Annotated in this window: 15 protein-coding genes; 14 read left to right on the forward strand and 1 reads right to left on the reverse strand. The window is 63.8% G+C overall.

Annotation, left to right across the window (positions count from 1 at the left end):
* Nucleotides 1-143: 143 nt before the first annotated feature.
* Nucleotides 144-917, reverse strand: coding sequence for a ParA family protein (locus AC0IW7_RS06610; RefSeq protein WP_122491895.1), 774 nt, complete (start codon nucleotides 915-917; stop codon nucleotides 144-146).
* A gap of 308 nt (nucleotides 918-1,225) precedes the next feature.
* On the opposite strand from AC0IW7_RS06610, the gene AC0IW7_RS06615 reads away from it, so the two are divergent.
* Genes AC0IW7_RS06615 through AC0IW7_RS06680 form a run of 14 tightly spaced genes read left to right on the forward strand, consistent with a single transcriptional unit; the run spans nucleotide 1,226 to nucleotide 14,465 of the window.
* A complete protein-coding gene (locus AC0IW7_RS06615; RefSeq protein ID WP_471816577.1) occupies nucleotides 1,226-1,966 on the forward strand; it encodes a beta-ketoacyl synthase chain length factor in 741 nt (246 codons plus the stop codon).
* On the forward strand, nucleotides 1,939-2,748 hold the full coding sequence (locus tag AC0IW7_RS06620) for a lysophospholipid acyltransferase family protein (protein ID WP_122491896.1): 810 nt from the start codon (nucleotides 1,939-1,941) through the stop codon (nucleotides 2,746-2,748). The genes AC0IW7_RS06615 and AC0IW7_RS06620 overlap by 28 nt, the downstream gene beginning before the upstream one ends.
* Nucleotides 2,729-2,989 (forward strand): phosphopantetheine-binding protein, encoded by a 261-nt coding sequence (locus tag AC0IW7_RS06625; protein ID WP_122451521.1) that lies wholly within the window; start codon nucleotides 2,729-2,731, stop codon nucleotides 2,987-2,989. The genes AC0IW7_RS06620 and AC0IW7_RS06625 overlap by 20 nt, the downstream gene beginning before the upstream one ends.
* 11 nt (nucleotides 2,990-3,000) lie before the next feature.
* Nucleotides 3,001-3,258: an acyl carrier protein gene (locus tag AC0IW7_RS06630; RefSeq protein WP_122451522.1), complete on the forward strand. Its 258-nt coding sequence runs from the start codon at nucleotides 3,001-3,003 to the stop codon at nucleotides 3,256-3,258.
* 22 nt (nucleotides 3,259-3,280) lie between these two features.
* The gene (locus AC0IW7_RS06635) at nucleotides 3,281-3,826 is read left to right on the forward strand and encodes a COG4648 family protein (RefSeq protein WP_122491897.1); all 546 of its coding nucleotides are present in this window, start codon (nucleotides 3,281-3,283) and stop codon (nucleotides 3,824-3,826) included.
* 38 nt (nucleotides 3,827-3,864) lie between these two features.
* The gene (locus AC0IW7_RS06640; RefSeq protein WP_471816579.1) at nucleotides 3,865-5,547 is read left to right on the forward strand and encodes an ApeI family dehydratase; all 1,683 of its coding nucleotides are present in this window, start codon (nucleotides 3,865-3,867) and stop codon (nucleotides 5,545-5,547) included.
* Nucleotides 5,534-6,292: a glycosyltransferase family 2 protein gene (locus tag AC0IW7_RS06645; protein ID WP_471816581.1), complete on the forward strand. Its 759-nt coding sequence runs from the start codon at nucleotides 5,534-5,536 to the stop codon at nucleotides 6,290-6,292. Before AC0IW7_RS06640 ends, AC0IW7_RS06645 begins: the two co-directional genes overlap by 14 nt.
* Nucleotides 6,289-7,212 (forward strand): LpxL/LpxP family acyltransferase, encoded by a 924-nt coding sequence (locus AC0IW7_RS06650; RefSeq protein ID WP_471816583.1) that lies wholly within the window; start codon nucleotides 6,289-6,291, stop codon nucleotides 7,210-7,212. The genes AC0IW7_RS06645 and AC0IW7_RS06650 overlap by 4 nt, the downstream gene beginning before the upstream one ends.
* Nucleotides 7,205-8,749: an HAL/PAL/TAL family ammonia-lyase gene (locus tag AC0IW7_RS06655; protein WP_471816585.1), complete on the forward strand. Its 1,545-nt coding sequence runs from the start codon at nucleotides 7,205-7,207 to the stop codon at nucleotides 8,747-8,749. Before AC0IW7_RS06650 ends, AC0IW7_RS06655 begins: the two co-directional genes overlap by 8 nt.
* Nucleotides 8,742-9,167, forward strand: coding sequence for an acyl-CoA thioesterase (locus AC0IW7_RS06660; protein WP_471816587.1), 426 nt, complete (start codon nucleotides 8,742-8,744; stop codon nucleotides 9,165-9,167). Before AC0IW7_RS06655 ends, AC0IW7_RS06660 begins: the two co-directional genes overlap by 8 nt.
* On the forward strand, nucleotides 9,164-9,757 hold the full coding sequence (locus AC0IW7_RS06665; protein ID WP_471816589.1) for an outer membrane lipoprotein carrier protein LolA: 594 nt from the start codon (nucleotides 9,164-9,166) through the stop codon (nucleotides 9,755-9,757). Before AC0IW7_RS06660 ends, AC0IW7_RS06665 begins: the two co-directional genes overlap by 4 nt.
* Complete coding sequence (locus AC0IW7_RS06670) at nucleotides 9,741-12,077, forward strand: MMPL family transporter (RefSeq protein WP_471816591.1); 2,337 nt, start codon at nucleotides 9,741-9,743, stop codon at nucleotides 12,075-12,077. The genes AC0IW7_RS06665 and AC0IW7_RS06670 overlap by 17 nt, the downstream gene beginning before the upstream one ends.
* A complete protein-coding gene (locus AC0IW7_RS06675) occupies nucleotides 12,074-13,240 on the forward strand; it encodes a sodium:proton antiporter (protein ID WP_471816593.1) in 1,167 nt (388 codons plus the stop codon). Before AC0IW7_RS06670 ends, AC0IW7_RS06675 begins: the two co-directional genes overlap by 4 nt.
* Entirely contained in the window at nucleotides 13,227-14,465 is a 1,239-nt protein-coding gene (locus AC0IW7_RS06680) for an NAD(P)/FAD-dependent oxidoreductase (RefSeq protein WP_471816595.1), read from the forward strand. Before AC0IW7_RS06675 ends, AC0IW7_RS06680 begins: the two co-directional genes overlap by 14 nt.
* Nucleotides 14,466-14,477: the final 12 nt, after the last annotated feature.

The raw sequence follows: 14,477 nt of genomic DNA on the forward strand, positions 1-14,477 counted from the left end.
TGTGCCGCTTCGTCTCGTGGGCTCGGAGATGTGTATAAGAGACAGCTCTCAAAAACATCCGTCATCCTCGCGAACGCGGGGATCCAGAATCGCTCGGCATACCTAAAGGCTGAACAACACGCGAATGAATAATCAATGGGCCCCTAAACCCCAGCCTCCAGCAAGTTATGCAACTCCACAAACTGCAACGTCAGCTTGTGCTTGGGCTCCAGGAATATCAGCGGCACCGACACCTGATGGGATTCACGCATCTTCACCGAGCTGGCCAGGTACACCGGCAACACCGGCAAGCCCTCGGCAATCAATTCATCCAGCAACTGCTGCGGCAAACTCGCCCGTGCCTGGAATTGGTTGACCACAATCCCCTCAACCTCCAACCCCTCGTTGTGGTCTTCCTTCAGCTCTTCAATCTCGGCCAACAGGCTGTACAGAGCCTGGCGGGAAAAACTGTCGCAGTCGAAAGGAATCAACACACGATCAGCAGCGATCATCGCCGAAACGGTATAAAAATTGAGGGCGGGCGGCGTATCGAGATAAATGCGGTCGTAGTCTTCGGACAAGTCATCAAGCAATTTGCGCAGCTTGTTGATCTTGTGTTTGGCCTCCAGCTTGGGCTGCAAGTCGGCCAATTCACGAGTGGCGGTCACGACGTGCAAGTTGTCGAACGGCGTTTCGTAGATGTCTACCTGACCCTTCTTGGAAAACGGCCCCGTCGATAACGTTTGCTTGAAGAAATCGGCGATTCCCATGGGGATGTCTTCGCCGGTCAGCCCGGTGAGGTACTGGGTGGAGTTGGCCTGAGCGTCCAGGTCGATAAGCAACGTGCGATAGCCCTCTTGGGCACTCACCGCCGCCAGGTTGCAGGCGATGCTGGATTTCCCCACGCCCCCTTTCTGGTTAAACACTACGCGTCGCATATCCCCACCTCGTCCTGAGCCTCGAATAGTCCCGGATTCTATGCAAAGCGCACCGCCAGGGCGAGGCACTACCGCGAACAGTGACCAGCGGCGCGGATATTTCTCCGCAACATGGGCAAAATAGCGCCCGCAATCCGCACCTGTAACCAATGTTTGCTTGAGCCCCGCCACGTCGGGATAATGCCGGCACTTTGCTATGGCGCTAGCGCGGTTGCGACTTTTCCACCGGCGAACACAGCTGCGGCTGTTCGATGGACCTGGCCAAGCCAGGAGCGATCGCCTTTTTTACATGGACGCAAAAGCTGCCGATGCATTTCTCAATCGAACAATGGCGTGCCTGGGCCCCCGGCCTGGAGCAGGAAGCTGACTGGCTGGCATGGAGCCAACAGTCCGAGCCGCCTGCCGCCAGCGATTCGCTGCCCGACGTCAGCTTTCTTCCGGCCATGCAGCGCCGCCGCCTCAGCCCGCTGGCGCGCATGGCCTTCAGCGTCGCCTGGCCACTGGCCGACGCCCATGGCGCGCCGCTGCCGCTGGTGTTTGTCTCCCGTCACGGTGAAACCCCGCGCACCTTTGCCCTGCTCAGCGATGTCAGTGCCGGCGCGCCGTTGTCGCCCACTCAATTCAGCCTCTCCGTGCACAACGCCATCATCGGCCAGTGGTCGATCATGCGCAGCGACACCAGCGAAATGACGTCGCTGGCCGGCGAAGCCGATGGCCTGGAACATGCAGTGCTGGAGGCGCAGTTGTTACTGGCCGATGGTGCGCCCGCCGTATTACTAGTGATCGCCGAAGACACACCGCCCGCCGCCTATGCCGGTTGGGTGAGTGATGTTCCGTTTCCCTACGCCGTCGCACTGCTGCTGACGCCAGGCGAGCGCTGGAACCTGCACCTGAGTACCAAAACGCAAGCACACGCAACACCTGCCGATACAGCCACCGCAGAGTGGCCGCACGCACTTAACCTGGTTCGCGCCTTGAATAACGGCGCAACCACCTTGGAGCATCGTTGGAGGAATCGACAATGGAGCTGGCAACAGAACAGCGCCTGAGCCGTTACAGCGCGCCCTATTGGTGGCGCCTGATCGCAACCGCCCTGAGCTTCACGCTGTTCGGGGTCGGTGGCGTGCTGCTGCGCATCGTGGTGTTCCCGCTGCTGTCGCTGCTGCCGGGCGACGCCGTGGCGCGCCGCACCCGCGCCCGTGCCACCGTGAGCTGGACGTTCCGCGCGTTCGTGGAGTTCATGCACCGCACCGGCGTGCTGACGTTTGAAGTGCAAGGCATCGAGCGCCTCGGGCGTCCGGGGCAAATGGTCATCGCCAATCACCCGTCGCTGATCGACGTGGTGGTGCTCATCGCGTTCATCCGCGACGCCAACTGCGTGGTCAAGCAGAGCCTGTGGGACAACCCCAGCATGCGTGGGCCCATTCGTGCTGCCGAGTACATCAGCAACAGCGGCAGCATGGACATGCTCGACGAAACCTCCGGCGCGCTGCGTGAAGGCCAAACCCTGGTGATATTCCCCGAAGGCACGCGCACCACGCCGGGGCAGGCACCGGAGTTTCACCGGGGCGCCGCCGCTATCGCCTTGCGCGGTGCAACGGTGGTGACGCCGGTGGTGATCAGCGTAACGCCCACCACGCTGACCAAGGCCGAGCCTTGGTACCGCATTCCGGCGCGGCGCTTCCACTTCAAAATGCGCGTGGGCGAGGACATCGACCCGCAGCAATTCGCTGCCCACAGCTCGGCGCCTATCGCCTCGCGCAAACTCAACGAACATCTGCACCAACACTTTATTAAGGAGCTCGCCAAAGATGAGCGATCTGCAACTTGAAATAAAAAACCTGATCATTGAGGCCCTGGGCCTGGAAGACATCGGCCCCGACGATATCGACGCCGAGATGCCGCTGTTCGGTGAAGGCCTGGGCCTGGATTCGGTCGACGCCCTGGAGCTGGGCCTGGCTATCCAAAAGCGCTTCGGCTTCAAGATTGACGCCGACGCCAAAGACACCCGCAAGCACTTCGCCAACGTGGCTAGCCTTGCTGTGTTCGTGTCTGCACAGCAAGCCGCGTAAGAGAGACGACCATGCAAAACCGTGACGAAATCTTCACCACCCTGCGCGAGTCGCTGGTCGAGCTGTTCGAGCTTGAGCCCGAGCGCGTCACCCTGGAAGCCAACCTGTACCAGGACCTGGAAATCGACAGCATCGACGCCGTCGACCTGATCGACCACATCAAGCGCAAAACCGGCAAGAAACTCGCCGCTGAAGACTTCAAGGCCGTGCGCACCGTCGGTGACGTGGTCGAGGCGGTGTTCCGCCTGGTCAACGCGCCCGCCGCCTGAGGGTGTTGTTCGTGGACAAGGCATGAACCGCCTGATTGGTTTGGTGCTGCTGGTGGCCGGCCTGGCCTACCCCTTCGCGGTGTATTACGGCCAGCAACACCTGTCGCCGCGCTTCTTTGCCCTGCTGCTCGGCGGCTTGTGGCTGGCGCGCTTCCTGACGCAGGGGCAACGTCCGGGCAGCCGAGGCATGGCCATCGCTGCGCTGGGCTTTTGCGTATTGCTGGGCCTGGCGGACAGTCACGAGGTGCTGCGCTGGTATCCGGCGCTCATCAGCCTGTTCGGCCTGGGGCTGTTCGGCCTCAGCCTGAAATACGGCCCGCCGATGGTCGAGCGCCTGGCGCGGCTGCGTGAACCGGAGCTGCCTGAAGTGGCCATCGTCTACACCCGGCAAGTGACCAAAGTGTGGTGTGGGTTCTTTGTCTTCAATGCGCTATTGGTCAGCGCACTCACGCTGTGGGCGCCGTTGAGCTGGTGGACGCTCTACACCGGCGTGATTTCTTACGTTTTGATGGGCCTGTTGTTCGCCGGTGAATGGCTGGTGCGCCAACGTGTGCGAGCCCAGGGATGAAGTGCCAGCTATGAAATGCCGACTATGAAATACCAGCTATGAAATGGATAACCCTGCAAGACCTGCTAAGCCCCGTGCTGCAACGCCCGGTCGCCATCGAGCCCGCGTTGCAACATGCCGACCTGTGCGTGCAAGCGTTGAGCGTCGCCGCCGGCCTGCAAGCCCGGGGGGTGCGCAACGTGGCGGTGCATCTGGAAGACAGCGCCGAGTTGGCCATTGCCCTGCTGGGCGCCTGGCGCGCCGGCGTGCGCGTGTTGCTGCCAGCAGACCTGCAAGCGCAAAGCCGCGAACGCCTGGCGCCGAGGGTGGATCTCTGGCTCAGCGACCAGGACGGTGACACGCGCCTGGCCGAGCTGCACGCCGAGCCACTGCCGGCCGCCACGCTCGATCTCGATTTTATCGGCCTGACCCTGTGCACCTCCGGCTCCAGCGGCGAGCCCAAGCTGATCGACAAAACCCTGCGCCAGATGCACAACGAAGTCGCCGCCCTGCAAGCCCTGTGGGGCGAAGAGCTGGGCGATGCGGTGATCGTCGGCAGCGTCGCCGCGCAGCACATTTACGGCCTGTTATTCCGCGTGCTCTGGCCGCTGTGTGCGGGCCGCGTATTTGTACGTCGCCCACAACCCTTCCCGGAAGATTTGCAACGCTGGAGTCTGCCGCAGGCGAATTTCGCCTGGATCGCCAGCCCGGCTTTGCTCAAACGCATGGGCGACAACCTCGACTGGCAGGCGCTGAGCCGCGTGCGCCGGGTGTTTTCCTCGGGCGGCCCGCTGCCAGCAGAAACCGGCGCGCAGCTGGGCGAACTGCTCGGCCAGGTGCCCACCGAAATATTCGGCAGTTCGGAAACCGGCGGCATCGCCTGGCGTCAGGGCGGTTCGCAGTGGCAGCCGTTTGCCGATGTGCAGGTCGGCCTTAACGAAGACGGCGCGCTGTACATTCGCTCGCCTTACCTCGCGCCCGGTCACACCGAGCAAACCGCCGATGGCGCCACGTTGCATGCCGACGGCCGTTTCGAACTGCTGGGCCGACTCGACCGCATCGTCAAACTGGAAGAAAACCGTATTTCTCTGCCCATGCTCGAACAGGCGCTGGCCACACACCCGTGGGTGGGCGAGGCGCGTTTTGGCGTGGTGCACGACAAGCGTGCCTACCTCGGCGCGCTGGTGGCGCTGAACGACGCCGGCTTGCACGCGTTGCGCAATCAAGGCCGCCGCGCTGTCACCGACAGCCTGCGTCAGCACCTCAGCCCACATTGCATCGCCCTGGCGCTGCCGCGTCGCTGGCGTCTGGTGCGCCATATAGCGTTGAACGCCCAGGGCAAACTGCCGCAAGCGTTGCTCGAACAAGTGCTGCACGCGCCGCGCACGCTGCTGCCGGATGTGGTCAGCCAGCGAGAAGAAAATGGCGAATGGCACCTGGAGCTGGACGTGCCGTTGGACCTCGCCCACTTCACCGGCCACTTCCCGAAAACGCCGATTTTGCCCGGCGTGGTGCAGGTCGATTGGGCGCAGAATCTGGCGCGCCAACTGATGGTGTTGCCACCGCGCTTCTGCGGCATGGAAGTGCTGAAATTCCAGCAGTTGGCCCGCCCCGGCGACCGCTTGCAGTTGCACCTGCGCTTCGATGCCGAGCGCGGCAAGTTGTATTTCAGCTACCGCAATGGCGAAGCCGCGTGCTCGTCCGGGCGCATTTTGCTGGAGGCGGCCCGTGTCGACGCCTAAGCCGTCCGCCAGCCATGCCGTGTGCGCGGTGATCCCCGTGTACAACCACGAACACGCGCTGCCCGCGGTGGTCGAGGCGCTGCACGCCAGCGGCCTGCCATGCGTGCTGGTGGACGATGCGTCGAGCCCGGCCTGCGCGGCGGTGATGGATCAACTCGCCACGCGTGAAAACACCCACCTGGTTCGCCTCTCGGAAAACCAGGGCAAAGGCGGCGCCGTCATGGCGGGCCTGCGCGAAGCCGCTCGGCTGGGCTTTACCCACGCCCTGCAAGTAGACGCCGACGGCCAGCATGACCTGACCAACCTGCCGCAGTTCTTGCAGCAGTCAGCGGCGCAGCCGGACCATCTGATTTGCGGCTACCCGCAGTTCGATCACAGTGTTCCAAAAGGCCGGCTGTATGCGCGCTACATCACCCACGTGTGGGTGTGGATCAACAGCCTGTCGCTGCAGATTCGCGACTCCATGTGCGGCTTTCGCGTGTACCCGCTGGCCCCCACGCTGGCGCTGATCAACTCGGTGAAGATGGGCAAGCGCATGGACTTCGACACCGAAGTGCTGGTGCGCCTGAGCTGGCGTAACCAGGCCATGATCTGGCTGCCCGTCAAGGTGCAATACCCGCAAGACGGCCTCTCGCATTTCCGCGTGCTGCTCGACAACGTGCTGATCTCGAAAATGCACGCCATCCTGTTTTTCGGCATGCTCTGGCGTTCGCCAGCGATTCTGGCTCGCCGGTGGTTGCGATGAAAAACGGCCACTGGGCACGGCACAACGAGCGCGGCAGTTACCTGCTGATGGCGTTCACCGCCTGGCTGGCGCGCAACCTGGGGCGCCGCGTGCTCAGCCCGTTGCTGCATGTGATCGTGCTGTATTTCTACCTGGCCGGGCGCAGCGCGCGGCACAGCGTGCAGGAGTATCAGCAACGGCTGGCCGACTGGAGCGGGCGCCCCGAACTGCGACCCACGCGGCGCTCGGTGTTCAACCAATTCATGGCCTTCGCCGACACCTTGCTCGACAAGCTCGACGTCTGGAGCGGGCGCCTGGGCCTGGAGCAAGTCACCCTGATCGACAACACCGATGTGCGCGGCAAGCTGCACCGCGACCAGCGCGGGCAAATGCTGGTGGGCGCCCACCTGGGCAACCTCGAAGTCTGTCGCGCCCTGGCCGAGCTGGGCGAAAAGGTGCAAATGAATGTACTGGTGCACACCAAGCACGCCGAGCAATTCAACCGTTTGCTCAACCAGGCCGGCGCCACCCATTTGCGCCTGATTCAGGTCAGCGAGCTGGACGCCGCGATCATGCTGCAACTCAGCCAGCGCCTGGAGCGCGGCGAGTGGTTGGCGATTGCCGGCGACCGCGTGCCGCTGCATGGCGGGCGCCGCGCGCGGGTGAATTTCCTCGGCCACCCGGCCGAGCTGCCGCAAGGTCCGTGGCTGCTGGCGGGCTTGCTGCAATGCCCGATCAATTTGCTGTTCTGTCTAAAACTCAACGGCCGTTATCAGGTCACCCTCGAACCGTTCGCTGAGCGCATTGAATGGCGCCGCAGCGACCGCGAGCAGGTGATCGAGCGGCACGCCCAAGCGTATGCCGAGCGGCTCGCGCACTACTGCCTGCAAGCGCCGCAGCAATGGTTCAACTTCTTCCCCTTCTGGATAGCCCATGACTAGCACACACGCCCCCACCGTGGTGTTCGGCGCCCAACCGCTGAGCATTGAGCAGGTGGTCAACCTGGCCGAACAACGCAGCCCCACCGCCCTGCAAAGCGACAGCGAATTCCGCCAGCGCATCGCCAAAGGCGCGCAATTTCTCGACTCGTTGCTCGACAAAGAAGGGGTGATCTACGGCGTAACCACCGGCTACGGCGACTCTTGCGTGGTGGCGGTGCCACTGGAGCACGTTGAGGCCTTGCCGCAACACCTGTTCACCTTCCACGGCTGCGGCCTGGGCAAATTGCTCGACCCGGTCGCCACCCGCGCGGTGCTGGCGGCGCGGTTGCAGTCGCTGTGCCAGGGCGTGTCCGGCGTGCGCATCGAATTGCTGGAACGCCTGCAGGCCTTCCTTGATCACGACGTACTGCCGCTGATTCCGGAAGAAGGCTCGGTGGGCGCCAGCGGGGACCTGACGCCGCTTTCCTACGTAGCCGCGACCCTCACCGGCGAGCGCGACGTGTTGTTCCGCGGTGAAGTGCGCAGCGCCGCCGAGGTGCATGCCGAGCTCGACTGGCAGCCGCTGACCCTGCGCCCCAAAGAAGCCCTGGCGTTAATGAACGGCACTGCCGTGATGACCGGCCTCGCCTGCCTGGCCTATTCGCGCGCCGACTATCTGCTGCAACTGGCCACGCGCATCACCGCCCTCAACGTGGTGGCGCTGCAAGGCAACCCGGAACACTTCGACGAGCGCCTGTTTGCCGCCAAGCCGCACCCGGGGCAAACGCAAGTCGCCGCCTGGCTGCGCAAAGACCTGGCCATCGACGCCCCGACCGCACCGCTGCATCGTCTGCAAGACCGCTACTCCCTGCGCTGCGCGCCCCATGTGCTCGGCGTGTTGGCCGACAGCCTGGGCTGGTTGCGCCAGTTCATTGAAATTGAACTGAACAGCGCCAATGACAACCCGATCATCGACGCCGAGGCCGAGCGCGTGCTGCACGGCGGGCACTTCTATGGCGGGCACATCGCCTTTGCCATGGACGGTCTGAAAAACCTGGTGGCCAACGTCGCCGACCTGCTCGACCGCCAGCTCGCGCTGCTGGTCGACACCCGTTACAACCACGGCCTGCCCAGTAACTTGTCCGGCGCGCCGGCACACACGGCGATGATCAACCACGGCTTCAAAGCCGTGCAGATCGGCGCCAGCGCCTGGACCGCCGAGGCGCTGAAAAACAGCATGCCGGCCAGCGTGTTCTCGCGCTCCACCGAATGCCATAACCAAGACAAAGTCAGCATGGGCACCATCGCCGCACGCGACGCCCTGCGCAGCCTGGAGCTGACCGAGCAAGTGGCCGCCGCCACCCTGATCGCCGCCAACCAGGGCGTGTGGCTGCGTGGCCACGAGCAAGACGCTCGGCCGCTGCCACCGTCGCTCGCCGCCATGCACCAGCAATTGGCCGAAGACTTCCCGCCGGTAATCGAAGACCGCGCCCTTGAGCGCGAACTGCGCCTGTGCCTGACGCGCATCCGCAGCCGCCATTGGAGCCTGTATGCGTAGCCATGGCGTGATTCAAACCGAAATCGAGGTCGTGGTGCCGTTCTTCGACGTCGACATGATGGAAATTGTCTGGCACGGCCACTACGTCAAGTACCTGGAAGTGGCGCGCTGCGCACTGCTAGACAAGATCGGCCACAACTACGCCAACATGCGCGAGGCCGGGTACGCCTGGCCCATCATCGACCTGCAACTGCGCTACATGCGCGGCGCCAAGTTCGGTCAGCGCCTGACCGTGCGCGCCGATCTGGTGGAGTGGGAGAGCCGCCTGAAGATCAATTACCTGATCAGCGACGCCGCCACCGGCGAGCGCATGACCCGCGCCAGCAGCGTGCAAGTGGCGGTGGAAATCGCCAGCCTGGAAATGCAGCTGGCCTCGCCTGCCGTGTTCGTTCAGGCCGTCGAGCGCGCCATCCCATGAAGCGCTTCCTTGCCCTGCTGCTGAGCGTGGCGCTGGCGCCGCTGGCCCACGCCTTCGACCTCGACCAACTGGCCGCGCAACTGGCCAAACCGGCCGTGGTGCGCGGCCCGTTCGTGCAGGAAAAACACCTGCGCGCGTTGCCCAAGCCGTTGACCAGCACGGGCCAGTTTGTGCTGAGCAAAGACCTCGGTTTGCTCTGGCAATTGCAAACGCCGCTGCAACAGGAATACCGCATCGACGGCAGCGGCATCGCCAAACGCACGCCACAAGGTTGGCAGCCCGTGGCACAGCAAAGCGCCAGCGCCCAGCAGAACCGTCTGTTTCTGGCCGTGCTCAAAGGCGACAGCAGCGGCTTGCGCCAGGACTTCGACTTGCGACTGAGCGGCGAAGCCGGCGCCTGGACCCTCGACCTGACGCCGCGCAGCCTGATGCTCAAGCAAATTTTCAGCGCCATTCAGATTCAGGGCGGCGAGCAAGTGGCGCGCATCGAACTGCGTGAAACCCAGGGCGACAGCACCGTGCTGCGCCTGACCGATAGCCACGCCGAGAGCCAACTCAGCGACACGGACCGTCATGCTTTCGCGGATTGATCACTGGGGGCCTCGGCTCTTTACCGTCGCGCTGTTGGCGCTGCTGGCCGTGGCCGCCTGGCAGTGGCGCGGCGGTGCGCCGATTTCCGCGAATCTGCTGGAACTGGTGCCCAGCGACACGCTGGACCTGCTGGAACAGCGCGCGGAAAAAATCGTTCAGGAACCGCTGAACCGCGAGCTGGTGGTGCTGATCAGCTTCGCCGACCGGCAGAAAGCCCTTAGCCAGGCGGCCGCCATTGGCCAGCAATGGCAGCAGGAGAAGCTCTTCGAAAAAGTGCAGTGGGACGTCAGCTACGACCTCGCCCAGGTGCGCCAGCAAGTGCTCGACAACCGCCTGGCGTTGCTTGGCAATGAAGACCGGCAACTGCTCCAGCAAGACCCCCGCGCCTTCGTCGAACGCCGCGTGCAGGATTTATTCGACCCCTTCCGCAGCCAGGGGCTGATCGCCACCGAGCAGGATTGGCTGGGCCTTGGCGCCCTGATCGAGAAAAAGCTGCCGCGTGCCCACAACGTGCAAGTCGACCTGAGCGGCGCACTGCTGGCCGAAAGTGACGGCAAAACCTGGGCGCTGCTGCGCGCGCGCACCCGTGGCGATGCCTTCGATGGCAACCTGCCGTTGGCCGTAGAAACCCTGGTAGCCAGCGCCCGCGCCGAGGTTCAAGCGCAAGGCGGCGAGCTGCTGGCCACCAGCGGCCTGCTGTACTCGGCCCACGGCCAGCGTCAGGCCACCCGCGAAATCAGCTTTATGGGCAGCGTGTCGAGCATTGGCGCCTTGCTGCTGATCCTGGTCGCCTTCCGCCGCTTGCGCGTGCTGGTGGCGCTGCTGCCCGCCGCCGTCGGCGTGCTCGCCGGTCTTACCGCATGCGTTGCCGTGTTCGGGCAAATTCACGTCCTGACGCTGGTGCTCGGTGCCAGTCTGATTGGCGTCGCCATCGACTACCCGCTGCACTTGCTGTCCAAAAGCTGGACGCTGCAACCGTGGAACAGCTGGCAAGCGTTACGCGCCACGTTCCTCGGCCTGACCCTGGGCCTGGCCACCAACGTGATTGGCTACCTGGCGCTGGCGTTTACGCCATTCCCGGCCTTGAGCCAGGTGGCCATTTTTTCCTCGGCCGGCCTGCTGGGTTCTTACCTGTGTGCGGTGTGCTTGCTGCCGACCTTGCTCGGCAAAGGGCCGATCGTGCCATGGGCCAAACCGTATGGCCTGGCCACCCGTTTGCTGGCTTGGCGTCGGCGCTTGCTGTCGCGTATCGGCACGCCGTGGCTGCTGCTGATCTTCGTGCTGTTTTGCGTCGGCGGTGTGCTGCAACTGCAGCACAAGGACGATCTGCGCCAATGGGCGAGCACGCCACCGCAGCTGCTGGAACAGTCGCAGGCAATCAGCAAGATCATTGGCTTTCAGCCCACCAGCCAGTTCTATCTGGTACGCGGCAAAGACGAAGAACAACTGCTGCAACGCCAAAAGGTGCTTGGCCAGCGCCTCGACGTGCTGATTGCTGACGGCAAACTGAAAAGCTACATGGCCCTCAGCCAATTGGTGGCGCCGGCCTCGGAGCAAAACAGCCTGCGCGCCTCGCTCAGCGCCGTGCCGGCCAACAGCGCGGCCTTGCAAGCGCTTGGCGTTACGCCGCAGCAGGTCGAAGCCGAAGTGCGGCAACTGCAAGCCCTGCCCAACCGCAGCATTGAACAAGCCTTGGCCGGCACACTTGGCGAGCCGTGGCGCACGCTGTGGCTGGGGCCGACCGGCGATGGCGAAGTGGCTGGCTTGGTGAGCTTGCAAGGCTTGAGCAACGCCGACCTGCTGGTTGCCCAAGCCGGCGGTTTGCCGGGGGTGAAACTGATCGACCGCCTGGGCCAGCTCAATCGTCTGTTCGCCGCCACGCAAATCAGCGCAGCGGAACTGAAATTGGCCTCGTGCCTGCTGATCTTCGCCCTGCTCTGCCTGCCGTTCGGGCCGCGCGGCGCGGCGCGGGTGCTGGCGGTGTCGCTGCTGGCGGCACTGGCCAGCTTGGCGAGCCTGGGCTGGCTGGGGCAGCCGCTGACCTTGTTCAGCCTGTTCGGCCTGCTGTTGGTAACGGCCATTGGCGTGGATTACGCCATCATCATGCGCGAGCGGGTCGGCGGCGAAGCCACCAGTTTGTTGGGCACCTTGATGTCGGCGCTGACCACCTGGCTGTCGTTCGGCCTGCTGGCCGTGTCGAGCACGCCAGCGGTGAGCAACTTCGGCCTGACCATCACCATCGGCTTGGCCTTCAGCTTTTTGCTCTCGCCCTGGGCCGGTGAACCGCCCAGCCCCGCGCACAAGGAGCTGGCGTCATGATGGTGATGCTGTTCTGGCTACTGGCCTTGGCCTTGTTCGGCGGCGTCGCGCTGCTGGGGCGCCAACGGCTGATGCCCATCGTCGGTCAATTGCTGGTCGCCAGCCTGGCGATTCCGTTGCTGCTCTTGGCCTGGGTAGAACCGCACTGGCAACTCAGCGCCAAGGACCTGCTGGCGCCGACCTGGCTGAGCCTGCTGTACAACCTGAGTTTCGCCCTGCTGTTGGGTTACATCCTCAGCGATGTGGTGGACCTTCACGTCAGCAGCGCCAGCCTGAAAATCGCCCTGCCCAGTTTCGCCGTGCCACTGCTGGCCGGCATCGCCGCCGCGCTGTGGCTGCTGCCGGACACAAGCGGCTGGCTGAGCGCGGTGGGCATTGGCTTGCTGTTTTCCATCACCGCGATTCCGGTGTTGTTTCTGTATTTGCAAAACATCGGCTACCCGCCCGACGGCATCAAACGTCTGCTGCACGCGGCGATTCTGATGGACCTGATGTGCTGGAGCCTGTTCGGTCTGGCCCAGGGCAGCGCCGACCCGCAGACCTTGCTTCTGCCGCTAGTGGCCGCCGGTCTGCCGCTGCTGTTGAACAAGGTGTTGGGCCTACGCCATGCGCTGTTTTACAGCCTGCCGTTCTTCGCCCTGATGCTGGTGTTTCAGCAGCTCAAACTGAACGCGCTGGTGTTTGGCATCGGCTACATGCTCTGCCTGGCCTGGCTGAAACAGCCCTTCGCCCTGCCACTGCCCGCCGCGCAGTGGAAGTGGCTGCTCAACGGCCTGGCCATTCCGCTGATTCTGACCTGCGGCGTGCTGCGGGTAGATTTCCACGGCATCGGCGCCAGCTATTCCTGGCTGCACCTTGGCGCGCTGCTGGCGCTGCCAGTGGTGAGCAAATTGCTCGGCAGTTGGCTCGGTTTGCACTGGGCCATGCCCGGCGCCAGCCACGGGCTGAAATGGTCGGAAAGTGTGCTGCTGAATATTCGCGGCCTGACCGAAGTGGTGTTTCTCAATCTGCTGCTACAACTGCACCTGATCGACGCCCTGACCTATTTCAGCCTGCTGCTGATGAGCCTGTTTTCGACCTTGCTGCCCGCCCTGTTGGGCGTGGGCAAATCCCGTCTTTCTTCGCAACAGTCCGCCACAAGGAGTCCCCATGGTGTCGCTTGAATTGGAACAGCGCCGCGTACTGGTCATCGGCGCAGGCCCGTCTGGCGCTATCGCCGCGGCCCTGCTGAAACGCAACGGGCATGACGTGCTGATCATCGAGCGTCAGCAGTTCCCGCGCTTCTCCATCGGCGAAAGCCTGCTGGCGCACTGCCTGGATTTCGTCGAAGAAGCCGGCATGCTTGAAGCCGTCGAAGCCGCTGGCTTCCAGCGCAAGAATGGCGCCGCGTTTGCCTGGGGCGAGCGCCGCACGCATTTCGATTTCCGCGAAAAATTCACCGACGGCAAGGGCTGGACCTTCCAGGTGCAGCGCGCCACGTTCGACAAGCTGCTGGCCGACCAGGCCGAGTTGCAAGGCGTGGAAATCCGTTACGAAGAAGAGATCATCGCCACCGACTTCTCCGCCAAGCCGATTGCCACCGTGCGCCGTCTGGACGGCAGCGAGTACCGCGTGCAAGCCGACTTCGTGCTCGACGCCAGCGGTTACGGTCGCGTGCTGCCGCGCTTGCTCGACCTGGAAGCGCCATCGGCCTTCCCGGTGCGCCAGGCCTTGTTTACCCACATCGAAGACCGCATCGAAGACACCACTTTTGACCGCGAAAAAATCCTCGTCACCACGCACCCCACCATGCGTGATGTGTGGTTCTGGCTGATCCCGTTCAGCAACGGCCGCTGCTCCCTGGGCGTGGTGGCGTCCAGCGAGCGCTACGAGGGTCGCCCAGAGGATATGGAAGCGGCGCTGCGCAGCTTTATCAAGGAAACCCCAAGCCTGGGCAACCTGATTAAAAACGCCCAGTGGGACACCCCGGTGCGCAGCCTCGGCGGCTACTCGGCCAACGTTAAGACTCTGCACGGCCCAGGCTTTGCGCTGCTGGGCAACGCGGCGGAATTTCTCGACCCGGTGTTCTCCTCCGGCGTCACCATCGCCATGCGTTCGGCGAGCATGGCGGCCGGCTTGCTCAACCGTCAGTTGAACGGTGAAACGGTGGACTGGCAAAGCGAGTTCGCCGCGCCGCTGAAACGTGGCGTGGATGCGTTCCGCGCCTACGTGGAAGGCTGGTACGACGAAAGCTTCCAGAACGTGATCTACCACCCCGCCGCCGCCCCGGAAATTCGCGGCATGATCTGCTCGATTCTGGCCGGCTACGCCTGGGACCTGAAAAACCCCTACGTCGCCGAGCCCAAGCGCCGCCTGCGTGTGCTGGCCGAGCTGTGCGCCAGCGCCTAACAAGGACGATGA

This window comes from Pseudomonas sp. AC229, assembly GCF_979254655.1.